Genomic DNA, 15,382 nt, shown 5'->3' on the forward strand with positions numbered 1-15,382 from the left:
ACAGTGCATGAAGTACGACCACAGTTGTGATCACTTTGATCCAAAGGCTTTTGGCAAGGTTGCTGTACTTTTTGGCGGTAACTCCGCAGAAAGAGAGGTGAGTCTGACCAGTGGTGAGCGTATTTATGCGGCATTGAACCGGCAGGGTGTGAGGTGCAAGCTGATTGATACCTGTGCGAATGTTGTTGGGCAGCTCCAGCAATACGCGCCTGACTATGCCTTTATCGCCTTGCATGGTGGTGGGGGAGAAGATGGCACGATACAGGGATTACTCGAAGTGATGGGCATTCCCTATCCCGGCAGTGGTGTCATGGCCTCCGCTCTGGCGATGGATAAATACCGCTGCAAACTGCTGTGGCAATCCATTGGTCTGCCAACACCTGAATTTGCCTTGGTCATGGATGCTGATAACCTTGGCCATGCCGAGTCTCTGCTGCCGGCCTTTGTCAAGCCAGCCGCGGAAGGCTCCAGTGTTGGTGTGACACGGGTTGATCGACGGGAAGACCTTGAAGCGGCCTGTGAGCGGGCAGGGGAGCACAAAGGTCCTGTCCTGGTAGAGTCGTTTATTGATGGGCCTGAGTTTACCGTGGGTATTCTGAATGGTCAGCCGCTGCCTGCCATCAGAATTGAGGCAGAGGGTGAATTTTATGATTACCAGGCCAAGTATCTGTCGGATAATACCCGCTATTCCATTCCCTCTGGCCTGAACTCAGTCAGGGAGCAGGAACTCCAGGCGATTGCCCTGACGGCATTTGAAGCCCTTGGGTGTTCAGGCTGGGGACGTGTTGACCTTATGCAGGATCAGCAGGGGCGCTTCTGGTTGCTGGAGGTCAATACAATTCCGGGGATGACAGATCATAGTCTGGTACCGATGGCCGCGGCGGATGCCGGGTTGTCGTTTGATGAACTGGTGATTGAAATATTGAAAACAGCGGATGTCGGATAGAGCAGGTTTGTCGTTTTCCGCCCGGTGGCCGGGGGAAGTACGGGGTGCATCCCGAAAGGACAGTCAGCAAGTTGGTGGCAAAGGCAAACACCTGCTGCCTTGGAAAAGAGTGCTACAGGTGTTGGTTTCTCTTTTTCTGCTGGCAGGGTTGCTGGCCTCGGCACCCCGGTTGATGAACTGGCTGAACCAGCCGATAGCACGGGTGGAAGTGCATGCAGGCTTTGAGCATTTATCCAGGGAGCAGGTAGAGGATATTTTGCAGCCGCACTTACAGGACCGTTTTTTTGCCCTGGATCTGAACGGGATGCAGCAGGTTCTGGTCGCAATGCCCTGGGTCAAGAACGCCTCGGTTCGACGACACTGGCCTGACAGTGTCCAGGTGAGCCTGAGCGAACAGCAGCCGGTGGCGAGATGGGCCGGCAACGCTCTGATCAGCAATGAAGGCGAGGTGTTTGCGCCAGAAGATATAACCGGTTTTTCCGCCATGCCGGTGCTGGATGGCCCGGCGGAGATGGCGGTCGAGGTGATGCAACAGTATCTGGCCATCAGCCAGTTGCTCAGGCCCATGGGACTGAGGCTGACCAGGCTGAAGCGAAGCAATAGTGGTTCATGGCGATTTACCATCGGGCATGTTGAGGTCAATATTGGGCGAGACAGAAGAATGGAAAGGCTGCAGCGTTTTGTCCGCCTTTATCATGCCCGACTGGAGCCTCGCTGGAGTCAGGTAAAGCGGGTAGATTTGCGCTATTTGAACGGTGCTTCGGTTGCCTGGAGTGAGGCGCTGGTGGGGTCAAAATAAGTCAGCAGGCTCAGATTTATGATCGTTAGAGACATTTGGGAAGATTGATGCCATGACAGCGGCAGATAATGGAAGTTTGATCGTTGGGTTGGATATAGGCACCTCGAAAGTGGTGGCTATTGTTGGGGAGCTTAACGCTGAGGGTGACATTAAAGTCATCGGCATCGGTTCGCACATTTCCCGCGGCCTCAAGCGTGGTGTCGTGGTGAATATTGACTCTACGGTCCATGCCATCAAGCGCGCCGTTGAAGAAGCTGAGCTGATGGCCGGGTGTCAGATACACTCGGTCTATGCCGGTATTGCCGGTAACCACATCAAGAGCCTTAACTCCCACGGCATCGTTGCCATACGCGAGCGTGAAGTGAATGGTGCCGATATTGACCGGGTGATTGATGCCGCCCAGGCGGTTGCGATCCCGGCGGATCAGCGGATTTTGCATATTCTTCCCCAAGAGTATGCCATCGATAACCAGGAGGGGATCAAGGAGCCTCACGGGATGTCCGGTGTCCGCCTGGAAGCCAAGGTGCACCTGGTGACCTGTGCCGTTAATGCGGCCCAGAACATTGAGAACTGCATTCGTCGCTGTGGCCTTGAAGTGGACGATATTATTCTTGAGCAGCTGGCTTCAAGTTATTCGGTGCTTTCAGAAGATGAGAAAGAGCTGGGCGTCTGTATGGTGGATATTGGCGGTGGTACGACAGACATTGCCATCTTTACCGACGGTGCCATTCGGCATACGGCAGTGATTCCCATTGCCGGAGACCAGGTGACCAATGATATTGCCATGGCCTTGCGAACGCCCACGCAAAATGCCGAAGACATAAAGATCAAATATGCCTGTGCCCTGGCACAGCTGGCGGGAGCCGATGAAACCATCAAAGTGCCCAGTGTCGGTGAGCGGCCGGCCAGGGAACTTTCCAGACAGGCGCTGGCAGAGGTGGTAGAACCTCGTTATGACGAGTTGTTTACATTGATTAATGCCGAGATCAGGCGCAGTGGTTTCGAAGACCTGATCCCGGCAGGCATTGTTCTGACCGGTGGTACTGCCAAGATTGAGGGAGCTATTGAGCTGGCAGAAGAGATTTTCCACATGCCGGTCAGGCTCGGTGTGCCGCAGTTAGTGAAAGGGCTGAGTGACGTGGTCAGTAATCCCATTTATTCGACGGGTGTCGGGCTACTGCATTACGGCCAGAAAATGCAGAAAGACGGTTTGAAAAAATCGATCGCCAGCAAACCTCAGGATGCCGGGCTGGTTGACAAGATGAAGCGCTGGTTCCAGAACTTTTAAATTGTGTGGCAGCGCAGGTTTTCGGTAACGGAATTGGTAAGTATTTGTTAGATTAAAGGTGATAAAAAGGAGATGGCCATGTTTGAATTGGTGGATAGCGTACCGCAGGAAGCGGTCATAAAAGTTATCGGTGTCGGTGGTGGCGGTGGTAATGCCGTTTGCCACATGTTGAAAAGCCAGCTCGAAGGCGTTGAGTTTGTCTGTGCAAATACCGACGCCCAGGCGCTGAAAAAACAGCATATGCAGGCCCATACTCACCTGCAGCTCGGTGCCTCGATCACGCGAGGGCTTGGTGCCGGGGCGAATCCGAATGTTGGCCGTGAGGCCGCGATGGAAGACCGGGAGCGTATTGCCGAACTGCTCAAAGGAGCAGATATGGTCTTTATCGCTGCGGGTATGGGTGGTGGTACCGGGACCGGGGCAGCGCCGGTTGTTGCCCAGGTAGCCCGTGAGCTTGGGGCTCTGACCGTCGCCGTGGTCACCAAGCCCTTCGGTTTTGAAGGCAAGCGCAGAATGTCCATTGCTGAAGACGGCCTTAAAGAGCTTCAGGAACATGTGGATTCGCTGATCACTATTCCCAATGAAAAGCTTTTGCCGGTACTTGGCAGTGATGTCAGTCTGCTCAATGCCTTTGGTGCCGCCAATGATGTTCTGCTCGGTGCGGTGCAGGGTATTTCTGAACTGATTACCCGTGATGGCCTGATTAACGTTGACTTCGCCGATGTTCGTACCGTGATGTCGGAAATGGGTATGGCGATGATGGGGACCGGGGTTGCCACGGGCAGCGGTCGTGCCGCAGAGGCTGCCGAGAAAGCCATCCGCAGCCCGCTGCTGGAAGATGTAGATTTGCAGGGAGCCAAGGGCGTTCTGGTTAACATCACCGCTGGTCTTGACTTTACCGTTGGTGAGTACAACCAGGTCGGTGAGGTTGTAAGTCAGTTTGCGTCTAACGATGCAACCGTGGTTATCGGTACTGTGATTGACTCGGAATTAACGGATGAACTGCGGGTTACTGTGGTGGCAACTGGTATCGGTGCTGGTGCTGCCAAAGAGCAGTTGAAGGTGGTTGAAAAAGCCACGCCAAAAAACAAGGACGGTACCCCTGACTACGGCAGGCTGGACATTTCTCCACTGTTGCGCGACCGAAAGAAGGAGGAAGGGGAAGTGAGTCAGCGGGAAGAAGGCAAGCGGGCAGCGGTGGCTACTGGAGATAGTGTCGACTATCTCGATATACCTGCGTTCCTGAGGCGTCAGGCGGATTAATCAGGACGTATAAATGCGAACTTGTCTCAATTGTTACTTTTGTTACAATGTGGCGTTGCATCCAAATAACAGGGACCTTACAGGTCGCGGAACAGCGTTATCATGATCAGACAGCGTACACTGAAAAATATTATTCGTGCTACGGGTGTGGGCCTTCACTCCGGTAAAAAGGTCTATCTCACGCTCAAGCCTGCTCCCGTAGATACTGGCATTATTTTCTGCCGAACAGACCTTGACCCGGTGGTTGAAATTCCGGGGCATGGCCTGAATGTCGGGCAGACGACACTTTGCACGTCTTTGCACAAAGACGGCACCCGGATTGACACCGTTGAACACCTGCTCTCCGCCCTGGCCGGGCTGGGTATTGATAATGCCTACGTTGAAGTCAGCGCCCACGAAGTGCCCATTATGGATGGCAGTGCGGGGCCATTTGTATTCCTGCTACAGTCTGCGGGTATCCAGGAGCAGGATGCACCCAAGAAGTTTATTCGCATCAAAGAAGATGTGACGGTGACGGATGGGGATAAAACGGCAACCTTCAAACCATACGACGGTTTTAAAGTCAGTTTCACCATTGACTTTGACCATCCTGTGTTCAAAAGTCGCTCCCAGACAGCGTCCATTGATTTCTCCAGTACCTCTTTTGTGAAGGAAGTCAGCAGGGCTCGAACTTTCGGTTTTATGCGCGATGTCGAGTACCTTCGTTCCCAAAATCTGGCGTTGGGGGGGAGTGTTGATAATGCGGTGGTTGTTGATGACTACCGGGTCCTCAATGAAGATGGTCTCCGCTATCACGATGAGTTTGTCAAGCACAAGATGCTGGATGCGATAGGTGACCTTTATTTGCTGGGTCATAGCCTGATCGGTCAGTTTATTGGCCATAAATCTGGCCATGAGCTTAACAATAAACTGGTCAGAACATTGCTGGCCAATGAGAAATTATGGGAGATCGTGACTTTCGAAGACGCTGAGGTTTCTCCGATTTCCTATCAGAAGCCTGTTGCGGTCACCGCTTAATGGCTGTTTTTTGAATTAATGCTGATCTGATAAGTGATTTTTTACGAGGCTGAAATAGTCTTGAACCAGGCCACAGTAATCGTGGCCTCTTTTCTATATGGGTACCAGTTATACCAATTCTGCACTCTGATAAGTGTATATTCTTGTTCGTCAGTACTATGTTTTATTGACGCTCGATTGGTTTGACAGTGTTAAAAAAATACTGCCCGGTAACGATAAAATCAGTATGGTTTGTTGTAGGTAGCACAGTGGGGTGTTGATAATTGTTACAGATGTAGGTGTTACTGGTTCAATAAGGCGGCTCCTGAAATTTAATAGTGCTCCTGAAATTTAATAGTGGAGATGTACAGCTGGTTTGGCATTAAGGTCTGCTAATGAAAATTATTGTCGTTAATCAGGGTCATTCTCGAACCCGAACCTATTCCGGAAGTGGAAAATGGGCAGGGGGTTTGTGTTGCTGTGCCTTTTTACTATCCATGGCCATTGGTGGTGGTGCAATGTATGCCTGGCTGACCAATAATCAGGAGCAAATGCTAACCAGTGATGGCGTAAAAAACTGGAAACAGATCCTGGATACACAGCAACAGGACCTTGGTCTTGTCCGTCAGCAAACGCAAAACCAGCTGGATGCCCTGATGCTCAGGCTTTCCGAGCTTCAAGGGCGTATGACCCGGCTTGATGCCCTTGGCGAACGCCTCACCAGCAAGGCAAAACTGGATGATGGTGAATTTAACTTCAATGAAGTACCAGCGCTGGGTGGCCCCCAGGAGTTTGCTGAGGCAGAGGCAGCCTACAGCAAATTGAGTCTGATTGATGCGATTGATCAACTGGCAGATCAGATCGATAACCGTGAAGAACAGCTGGACCTTCTGGACAATCTTATTGCCAACAGAACCCTTCATGACGATGCTTTTCTGGCAGGGTTGCCCGTCAGACAAGGCTGGCTCTCCTCCCGTTATGGCCGTCGTACAGACCCGTTTACCGGAAAGGCTGCCTGGCATAATGGTGTGGATTTTGCCGGCAAGCGCGGCTCAGACATTATTTCCGTTGCCGCAGGTGTTGTTGTCTGGTCCGACACCCGCTCAGGCTATGGGCTGCTGGTGGAGGTCAATCATGGCAATGGCTATCTGACACGTTATGCCCACAATGATGAAAGTCTGGTCAGGGTCGGTGATATTGTCACCAGGGGGCAGGCTATTGCCAAAATGGGCAGTTCCGGGCGGTCAACCGGACCTCATGTACACTTTGAGGTTTTGAAAAATGGTAAGCCTCAGGATCCTTCGCGATATATCTACAGGGCAAGCAAATAGCATTTAAGGCTGTTTTATTAATGCGAGCTGCGATTGCAGCGAAAAGAAATGCTTGATGCTCGATTTTTAACCGAGAAATGCCCGCAGATAGTTGCCAAAGGTTTCGGTTTCTACCAAGAAGGCATCATGGCCATATTGGGAGTGGTGATTGATATAGTGACAGTCGACCCGTCCTGTCAGCAGACCTTCGTGTAACTCTTGCTGTTGTTGCGGTGTAAACAGAATATCACTCTCTACCGAAATTACTGTGGTTTTAGCGGTAATTCTGTTGAAAGTGGCAAAGAGCGATCCGTATGGCTGTGTCACATCATATCGGTCCATTGCGGTGGTTAGCACCAAATAGCAGTTGGCATCAAAGCTGCGGCAAAACATACCGGCGTTATAATCCATATAACTGTTGATTTCATCATCATGAATGCCGATATTGTTGAAACTATTAAAGCGTCGGTTCCATTCTGTGGCGTTACGATAAGTATAAAGCCCCAGCTTTCGTGCCAATCGGAATCCGTTTAGTTGGGCATCCGGTTCATAATTGCCATCTTTAAAAGCAGGATCGAGACGAATCGATTCCTGCTGGATACGACGGTTGGCGATATTGGCCGGATATGACTTGTAACACGAACTGGTCAACAGTAACCTTTGCACCGAATCGGGATAAGCAATTGCCCAAGTCAGTGAAACCATAGCACCCATTGAGTTACCAATCATGGCATACAGGCTCTTGATACCGAGGTGGTCCAGCAATAACTTCTGACTGTGCACCATGTCTTCCATCCCCACATCCGGAAAGTCTCCTGCCCAGCGCTTGCCGGTCAGCTTGTTGATGGTCACCGGACTGGTTGAACCAAAACAACTACCCAAATTGTTGATGCAAATAACATGATACTTGTCGGTATCAATCGCTTTGGTTGGTCCCACCATTGCCTGCCACCAGCCCTTTCCCGGATTGGCTTCAGTGGCAGCTACATGGGGCCCGACACTCAAGGCATGATGAATCAGAACAACATTATCCCTTTGTTTATTCAAATGACCGAAAGTTTCATAACACAACTGCCAGTGTTCCAATACCCGGCCATTGGCAAGGTGGAACGGCTCCGTGCATTTGAACAGTCTGGAGCCGTCTTCGAGGTTCTGTATTGAATAACTCAAGATAGTACTACTTCAAGGTTTCCAGTATTTCATCGTCTGAGCCTTCGGCAATATCATCAAACATGAAAGTAGACAAGTAACGTTCACCGGTATCTGGCAACATAGCCAAAATGGTCGTGCCTTCAGGTGCAGTTTCAGCCAGTTCAAGTGCAGTCGCAACCGTTGCACCGGCAGAGATACCACAGAAGATGCCTTCTTTACGGGCCAGTTCAAGAGCGGTATCGCGGGCAACCACATCATCAACCGGTAATACTTCATCAATGATTTCACGGTTAAGGACTGTGGCGATAAAGTCCGGCGTCCAACCTTGAATCTTGTGTGGTGCCCACTGTTTACCACTGAGCAGTGCCGCACCGGCAGGTTCAGTGCAGATGATTTTGATGTTTGGGCGGGCAGCTTTAAGTACTTCACCGACACCGGTGATGGTACCACCAGTGCCGTAACCACTGACGAAGTAATCCAGCGGCTTGCCGGCAAAATCCTGCAAAATTTCAGGGGCGGTAGTGTTACGGTGATATTCAGGATTAGCTGTGTTTTCAAACTGTCTTGCCAAGAACCAGCCGTTTTTCTCGGACAATTCTTTGGCAACACGCACCATACCGGTACCACGCTCCGCAGCTGGCGTCAGTACAACTTTGGCACCCAGGGCACGCATAATTTTGCGTCGCTCGACAGAGAAAGTTTCGGTCATAACAGCCACAAAAGGATGGTTCAATGCCGCACACACCATGGCCATAGCGATACCTGTATTACCGGAGGTCGCTTCAACAACGGTTTGACCTTCTTCAAGTTCACCTTTTTGCCTGGCGTCGTTGATGATGGCAAATGCCAATCGATCCTTTACGGAGGCCATAGGGTTAAAGTACTCGGCCTTCACGTAGAAATTTATGTGTGTCGGTGTCAGGCGATTGATTTTAATGATGGGGGTCTTGCCGATTGTTTCCAAAATTGAATTGTAAATCATAAGGGTATTTCTCTTGGTGTCTTTTACCACCCCGGTTGATATTTTTCTGATCTATGTTGTCAAAAGACAGTTGTCAAAAGACAGTTGTCAAAAGACAGTTGCCAAGGGACTGATCAGATTTTCAGGCACACCAGTATGCCGTCAGTTCAATACCAGTGCAAAAATCTTATTTACCGCATTTTTGTATCAGCTTGAGTAGTCGGACAAATGGAATCGTATTTTCTGACTAAGTGGGCGGTTACTGTGCAAACCACAACGCAGTGAGCATAGCCTTGGCTGTGTAAACGGAGTTGTAACGCAGCAGAGTGACTGTCAAATTAGTCAGAAAATACGATTTCACTTGATTGGCTACTTTAATTAACAGTACAGAAATACAGCTAATATAGGTGAGACTTTGCCGTGATTGTCATAGAATGTCTGGCTAATGTGGGCTTGTCTGCTCCAGTCCGGATTTTTTGGTAGGAAGACAGCTCCGGAAACAGAGTGTGAGACTGTTAACAACTTATGTTTGCTTCTTTAATCAAGAAAGTTATTGGTAGCCGGAATGACCGCCAGCTGAAACGGATGGGCAAGGTTGTCAAGTCAATCAATGCCCTGGAAGAAGGCCTGGCTGCCCTGGGTGATGATGAGCTGAAGGCTAAAACAGGGGAGTTTCGTGATCGCTTCAATAAAGGCGAAACCCTTGACGACCTGTTGCCTGAGGCGTTTGCCGTGGTTCGTGAGGCAGGCAAGCGGGTGATGGGCATGCGTCATTTTGACGTCCAGCTTATTGGTGGCATGACCCTCCATGAAGGACGCATTGCCGAGATGCGCACCGGTGAAGGCAAGACACTGGTGGCAACCCTGCCTGCTTATTTGAATGCGATTCCCGGTCAGGGCGTGCATGTGGTCACCGTCAATGATTACCTGGCCCGTCGTGATGCCAACTGGATGCGTCCACTCTATGAGTTCCTGGGGATGAGCGTCGGTATTGTTGTCCCCCAGCAGGATCCGCAGGAGAAGCGTCAGGCTTACCAGGCGGATATCACCTACGGAACCAATAACGAATTTGGCTTTGACTACCTCCGTGACAACATGGCCTTTCGCAAGGAGGATCGTTTTCAGCGTGATCTCTCCTTCGCTATTGTCGATGAGGTTGACTCGATTCTGATCGATGAGGCCAGGACACCGCTGATTATTTCCGGTCCTGCTGAAGATTCCTCAGAACTGTATAAAAAGATGAATCAACTGGTCCCCGGGCTGCAACGGCAGGAGCCGATACCTGAAGACCAGGATCCCGATACGGTTGAGCTTACCGGCCATTACTCCGTTGATGAGAAGACCCGTCAGGTTGAACTGAATGAATTGGGCCATCAGTTTATTGAAGAACTGCTGCAACAAGAGGGCCTGTTGCCGGAAGGTGAGAGCCTTTACGCCTCCAACAACCTGAACTTGCTGCACCATGTGAACTCAGCCCTGAAAGCCCATGTGCTGTTTAACCGCAATGTGGAATACATTGTTCAGAATAATGAAGTTATGCTGGTGGATGAGCACACTGGCCGAACCATGCCCGGTCGTCGTCTTTCAGAAGGTCTTCACCAGGCGATTGAAGCGAAAGAAGGACTGCGCATTCAGGCTGAGAGCCAGACCCTGGCTTCCACAACGTTCCAGAATTATTTCCGGAATTATGACAAACTCTCCGGCATGACCGGTACTGCTGATACCGAAGCGTTTGAGTTCCGTCAGATCTATGGTCTGGACGTTATTGTTATTCCTACCCACAAAGAGATGGTTCGTCAGGATGGTAATGATCTCGTCTATCTGACGATTGCGGAAAAATACGACGCGATCATTGACGATATCAAAGAAACGGTAAAAGCCGAACGCCCGGTTCTGGTGGGTACGGCCTCTATCGACTCCTCCGAGCATCTGTCCAGGGCCCTGGATAAGGCGGGCATTGCGCACCAGGTACTGAATGCCAAATTCCATGAGAAAGAAGCGGACATCATCGCCCAGGCTGGTCGTCCGGGTGCGGTAACCATCGCTACCAACATGGCAGGCCGTGGTACCGATATCATGCTGGGCGGTAACTGGAAGGCAGAAGTCGCTGAACTGGATAACCCGGCCCGGGAGCAAGTTGATCAGATTAAGGCGGACTGGCAGAAGCGTCACATGGCGGTGCTCGAAGCCGGTGGTCTGCATATTATCGGTACCGAGCGTCACGAGTCACGGCGCATCGATAACCAGTTAAGAGGTCGTTCCGGTCGTCAGGGAGATCCGGGCTCTTCCAGGTTTTATCTGTCTCTGGAAGACAGTCTGATGCGGATTTTCGCCTCTGAACGCGTTAAAAACTTTATGAAAGCCCTGGGCATGGAAAAAGGTGAAGCCATTGAACACCGTATGGTGACCAATGCCATCGAAAAAGCCCAGCGCAAAGTGGAAGGTCGTAACTTCGATATTCGCAAGCAACTGCTGGAATACGATGACGTTGCCAATGATCAGCGTAAGGTGATTTATCAGCAACGGGATGAACTGCTCAGTGCCGATGATGTTTCTGCCAGCATTGAAGCGCTCCGTGAAGATGTGGTGAGTGGCCTGATCAGTCAGCACATTCCGCCCCAGAGCCTGGAAGAGCAGTGGGATGTTAAAGGCCTGGAAGAGAAGCTGGCCAGTGAGTTGAATGAGCGCATGCCGGTTCAGCAGTGGCTGGATGAAGATGATCGTCTGGATGAAGAAGCACTTCGTGAGCGCATTCTCCGGGGGGTTATTGACGCCTACCGCAACAAGGAAGCGCTGGCCGGTGCTGAGGTTCTGCGTAACTTTGAAAAGCATATTCTGCTACGGATTCTGGATGACAAGTGGAAAGAGCACCTGGCCACCATGGATCACCTGAGACAGGGTATCCATTTGCGAGGTTATGCCCAGAAAAACCCCAAGCAGGAATACAAGCGTGAGGCGTTTGAGCTATTCCAGCAGATGCTTGAGGATATCAAGTACGACACCATTCGTATTATCTCCCATGTGCAGGTGCAGGAAGATGATCGAACCGCTGAGATGGAACGGCAGCGTCGTGAGGAAATGGCACGGAGAATGCAATTCGAGCATGCACGGGCCCAGGATGCAGAGGCTGAAGCAACAGGGCAGGAAGCACCTGAAGCTCATCAGCCCTTCGTTCGGGAAGGTCGTAAGGTGGGGCGGAATGATCCGTGCCCATGTGGTTCCGGTAAGAAGTACAAGCAGTGTCATGGTAGAATTGCCTGATCCGGATCACCTGAACAGCGGGTCAGCCCTGACAGGCTGGCCCGTTTTTGTTTCTGCATCTGCTCACAGCGGAAAACACAACCGTCCAAAGTCAACACCCAGGCGGCTGTCCGGTAATAGACTGCCCTACACGGCAACTGCTCCAGTTGCCCGGTTGCGATAAATTGGTCTGGAAATTTCTGCTTCTTCGTCAAATAGCCTTCCGGGTACCCTTCAGGGTATTCTCCTCAGAATCAGAAATTTTTATCCTCAATTTCTCGCAATCCTCGCTGCGGGCGCTATTATCGGACAGCCTCCTGGCAACTATATCAACCAATGGAGTCAACCATGACAACAGGATCTGGAAAGTGGGCTGCAGTGAAACCGGTCAGGGGTTTTCGCCTGGGCACGGCAATGGCGGGTATCAGCAAACCCGGCCGCCGGGATCTTGTGGTCATGAACTGGGATAAGGGCAGCTCAGTGGCCGGGGTTTTTACCCTTAACCGTTTTTGTGCAGCCCCGGTTCATTTAAGTCGTGAGCGCTTGAGTGGTGATCCCCGTTACTTTCTTATCAACACCGGTAATGCCAATGCAGGCACCGGTGAGCAGGGAATGGCAGCAGCCAGGCAGACGTCATTGGCGCTGGCAACGTTGTCCGGCGTTCATGAGTGGCAGGTCTTGCCGTTTTCAACCGGCGTGATTGGTGAACCGCTTCCGGTCAATACACTCTGTGCGGCGTTACCGGCAGCGCTGTCTGATCTGCAAGAAGATAACTGGTTGTCTGCGGCTGAAGGCATCATGACAACCGATACGCGGCCTAAAGGCAGCAGCCGGGAATTTGCCCATGAGGGAACCCGCTACACGGTCTCCGGTATCAGTAAAGGTGCCGGCATGATCAAGCCCAATATGGGTACCATGCTGGCTTATATCGCAACGGATGCAGCGGTGGCGCCAGCGTTTTTGCAAAACCTGCTGTTGGACATAACCAATCAATCCTTTAACCGGATCACCATTGATGGTGATACATCCACCAACGACAGCTTTATGGTGGTTGCTACAGGGGCTGCAGGTAATGATGTCATTACTTCCTGTGATTCTCCGTTGGCCGGGAAACTGAAAGAAAACCTTCGAGCGGTGGCTGTAGAGCTTGCCCGGGCGATTGTCAGAGATGGTGAGGGGGCAAGTAAATTTGTCACGGTAAAAGTGGAACAGGCAGCCTCCCATCAGGACGCCCTGGACGTGGCTTATACCGTCGCCCATTCACCACTGGTAAAAACGGCCCTGTATGCCAGTGACCCAAACTGGGGGCGAATTCTGGCAGCGATTGGCCGGGCCGATATTCCCGAGCTGATGATTGATCGTGTATCCATCTGGTTGGGGGATACAGCCATTGTTGACCGTGGGCAACCGGCAGCGGGTTATACCGAAGAAGCCGGCCAGAAAGTGATGAACCAGGAGGAAATCCTGATACGGATTTCCCTGGGGGCTGGCCATTGCACTGAAGAGATCTGGACCACCGATTTATCCCATGGATACATAAAGATCAACGCCGAGTATCGCACCTGAAGGGATTGGCGAGGCTGTCAACGAAAACGAGATTATCGAAAGTCATGGTCAAAAAAAGCAAGGTTGACAACAAAAACGTTATTCATGTGGCGGTTGCTGTGATTCTTGGGGACGATGGTCGGGTTTTATTGGCCAAACGTCCTGAAGAGAAACACATGGGCGGTTTATGGGAGTTTCCCGGTGGTAAAGTGGCGCCAGGGGAAGATATCAAGGCAGCCCTGAACCGGGAGCTTGGTGAAGAACTGGGTATCGAAGTGGCAACCTTTTTACCCTTGATCAAGATTCGCCATGACTACCCTGACAAGTCCGTATTGCTCGATACCTGGGTGGTCAGTGGTATTCGCGGTGAGCCAACAGGCAATGAAGGTCAGTTGATTCAGTGGGTTGAGAAGGACTGTCTTGATAACTATGGGTTTCCCGAAGCCAATAAGGCGATACTCAAGGCGTTACAACTCCCTGACCGTTATATGATTACCGGTGATTTTGTGGACCAGAAAGCCCTGTTCAATGGCGTATCGACAGCCCTGGAAAACGGTATCCGCCTGATCCAATTCCGGGCTCATTGGTTGGCAAAGCGTGACTACCTGCAACTGGCACAAGCGCTGACGGGTTTCGTTCAGGCTGCCGGTGGGACAGTGATCATCAAAGGGGATGCCTCCCTACTGTCAGAATCCTGGTGCCATGGGCTTCATTTGACCTCCCGTCAACTGGGGTTAGCGATTAAACCTGAGAAGCAGCATCCCCGTCAGCTACTGGCAGCCTCCTGCCACGATCAGGAGCAGATAGCAGCGGCCGAGGCGATGGGGGTGGACTTTATTACCTTGTCACCGGTCAAGGCAACCGCTTCCCACCCAGGGGCTATTCCCCTGGGGCTGGACCGGGCTGAAACATTGACCGCAGTGGCAAAAGTGCCCGTCTTCTGGCTGGGGGGGATGAATCAGGAAGATACCCATCTTGCGAGGCGGTCCGGTGCCCGGGGAATTGCAGCTATTCAGGCGTTTTGGGGCTAATAGTCTCGGAACGCCTGTTCTTCGCTATGCAAGCCATCGGACATTTTTATATTAAATTAGTTATATTAAATTATTTTATATTAATATTTTTTAATTACTAAATAACATAATTGACTATTGAACTAACTGCCAATTTTCCTCTCTAAACATTAGTATCATTTGGTTAAATCCATTGACAACAAATAAGAGGAAGTTAATATGCCTGAATTATCCAGTAGTACACCTGCGCCGCAAACAACCGTGGAATCCCGGCAAAAAAATTGGACCATTGTGAGCTGGTGTCACAAAGTGGCCGACAGCGTTTCGAGTAAATTTGAAGTAGGGAGCACAGCTGGTAAATGGCTTGGACGTGCAGTTGCTACCGTCTTCGTCCCCTTTGGCGTCATACCTGCGCTGATGGGCGATGCCATTGAAGGTTTCAAAAGCCTTTATAACAGGCATGTTGAAAAGAAAGATGGCATTGACAACAAAATTCCAACCAAAGCGGAATTTGAAGCGCTTCAAACAGATTATGAAACGCTCAATAATTATTATGAAGCACTGGTACAGGAAACTAAAAGGCTGAAAGAAGCGAATACAGGCCTTCAAGACAGGCTTGCAATTGCAAAGGCTAACTACCATTCAGCAGAGCGTAGATGTGAAGGATATAAAAGGCAGGCTGAGGATCAGCTAGAGGTCGCGGTTAGAAATGCCCATGGAGAACAGGCCGAACTCAAGGAACAACACAAGCAGGAGATTAATAAGAAAGATAAAAATATCCAACAGTTGGAAACTGAACTTTCAGTCACACGTGTTAACTTAGGAATTGTCTGTAAATAACTTCCGCATATTCAGATGCTCCACCGCAATCA

Annotated in this window: 12 protein-coding genes; 10 read left to right on the top strand and 2 right to left on the bottom strand. The window is 50.8% G+C overall.

Annotated features, from left to right (window positions below; translation table 11 throughout):
• The first annotated feature begins 7 nt into the window (after nt 1-7).
• The 6 genes from KDK14_RS00595 to KDK14_RS00620 all read left to right on the top strand — a co-directional run bounded on the left by KDK14_RS00595 (nt 8) and on the right by KDK14_RS00620 (nt 6,623).
• Entirely contained in the window at nt 8-946 is a 939-nt protein-coding gene (locus tag KDK14_RS00595) for a D-alanine--D-alanine ligase (protein ID WP_257263071.1), read from the top strand.
• Complete coding sequence (locus tag KDK14_RS00600; RefSeq protein WP_257263072.1) at nt 936-1,745, top strand: cell division protein FtsQ/DivIB; 810 nt, start codon at nt 936-938, stop codon at nt 1,743-1,745. The genes KDK14_RS00595 and KDK14_RS00600 overlap by 11 nt, the downstream gene beginning before the upstream one ends.
• 52 nt (nt 1,746-1,797) lie before the next feature.
• The gene (ftsA, locus tag KDK14_RS00605) at nt 1,798-3,033 is read left to right on the top strand and encodes a cell division protein FtsA (RefSeq protein ID WP_257263073.1); all 1,236 of its coding nucleotides are present in this window, start codon (nt 1,798-1,800) and stop codon (nt 3,031-3,033) included.
• 78 nt (nt 3,034-3,111) lie between these two features.
• Nucleotides 3,112-4,296, top strand: a complete 1,185-nt coding sequence (gene ftsZ / locus KDK14_RS00610) for a cell division protein FtsZ (RefSeq protein WP_257263074.1) — start codon at nt 3,112-3,114, stop codon at nt 4,294-4,296.
• 102 nt (nt 4,297-4,398) lie between these two features.
• The gene (gene lpxC, locus KDK14_RS00615) at nt 4,399-5,313 is read left to right on the top strand and encodes a UDP-3-O-acyl-N-acetylglucosamine deacetylase (protein ID WP_257263075.1); all 915 of its coding nucleotides are present in this window, start codon (nt 4,399-4,401) and stop codon (nt 5,311-5,313) included.
• A gap of 374 nt (nt 5,314-5,687) precedes the next feature.
• Nucleotides 5,688-6,623 carry a M23 family metallopeptidase gene (locus KDK14_RS00620; protein WP_257263076.1) on the top strand — a complete coding sequence of 312 codons (936 nt, stop codon included), beginning with the start codon at nt 5,688-5,690 and terminating at the stop codon, nt 6,621-6,623.
• A gap of 66 nt (nt 6,624-6,689) precedes the next feature.
• Here KDK14_RS00620 and KDK14_RS00625 read toward each other — a convergent pair whose 3' ends face one another.
• Together KDK14_RS00625 and cysK are read right to left on the bottom strand one after the other, a co-directional pair.
• The gene (locus tag KDK14_RS00625; RefSeq protein WP_257263077.1) at nt 6,690-7,772 is read right to left on the bottom strand and encodes a homoserine O-acetyltransferase; all 1,083 of its coding nucleotides are present in this window, start codon (nt 7,770-7,772) and stop codon (nt 6,690-6,692) included.
• Nucleotides 7,773-7,779: 7 nt separating this feature from the next.
• Nucleotides 7,780-8,736: a cysteine synthase A gene (cysK, locus tag KDK14_RS00630; protein WP_257263078.1), complete on the bottom strand. Its 957-nt coding sequence runs from the start codon at nt 8,734-8,736 to the stop codon at nt 7,780-7,782.
• Nucleotides 8,737-9,240: 504 nt separating this feature from the next.
• Between cysK and secA the strand changes: the two genes are divergently transcribed.
• The 4 genes from secA (at nt 9,241) to KDK14_RS00650 (ending at nt 15,350) form a co-directional block, all read left to right on the top strand.
• Nucleotides 9,241-11,976, top strand: a complete 2,736-nt coding sequence (gene secA, locus KDK14_RS00635) for a preprotein translocase subunit SecA (RefSeq protein WP_257263079.1) — start codon at nt 9,241-9,243, stop codon at nt 11,974-11,976.
• Nucleotides 11,977-12,303: 327 nt separating this feature from the next.
• Entirely contained in the window at nt 12,304-13,521 is a 1,218-nt protein-coding gene (gene argJ / locus KDK14_RS00640; protein WP_257263080.1) for a bifunctional glutamate N-acetyltransferase/amino-acid acetyltransferase ArgJ, read from the top strand.
• 44 nt (nt 13,522-13,565) lie between these two features.
• Nucleotides 13,566-14,531 (top strand): Nudix family hydrolase, encoded by a 966-nt coding sequence (locus KDK14_RS00645; RefSeq protein ID WP_257263081.1) that lies wholly within the window; start codon nt 13,566-13,568, stop codon nt 14,529-14,531.
• A 198-nt stretch (nt 14,532-14,729) separates the two neighbouring features.
• Complete coding sequence (locus KDK14_RS00650; RefSeq protein WP_257263082.1) at nt 14,730-15,350, top strand: hypothetical protein; 621 nt, start codon at nt 14,730-14,732, stop codon at nt 15,348-15,350.
• Nucleotides 15,351-15,382: the final 32 nt, after the last annotated feature.

Source organism: Endozoicomonas sp. ONNA2 (assembly GCF_024606365.1).
In the GTDB taxonomy this organism is placed as follows: Bacteria; Pseudomonadota; Gammaproteobacteria; order Pseudomonadales; family Endozoicomonadaceae; genus Endozoicomonas.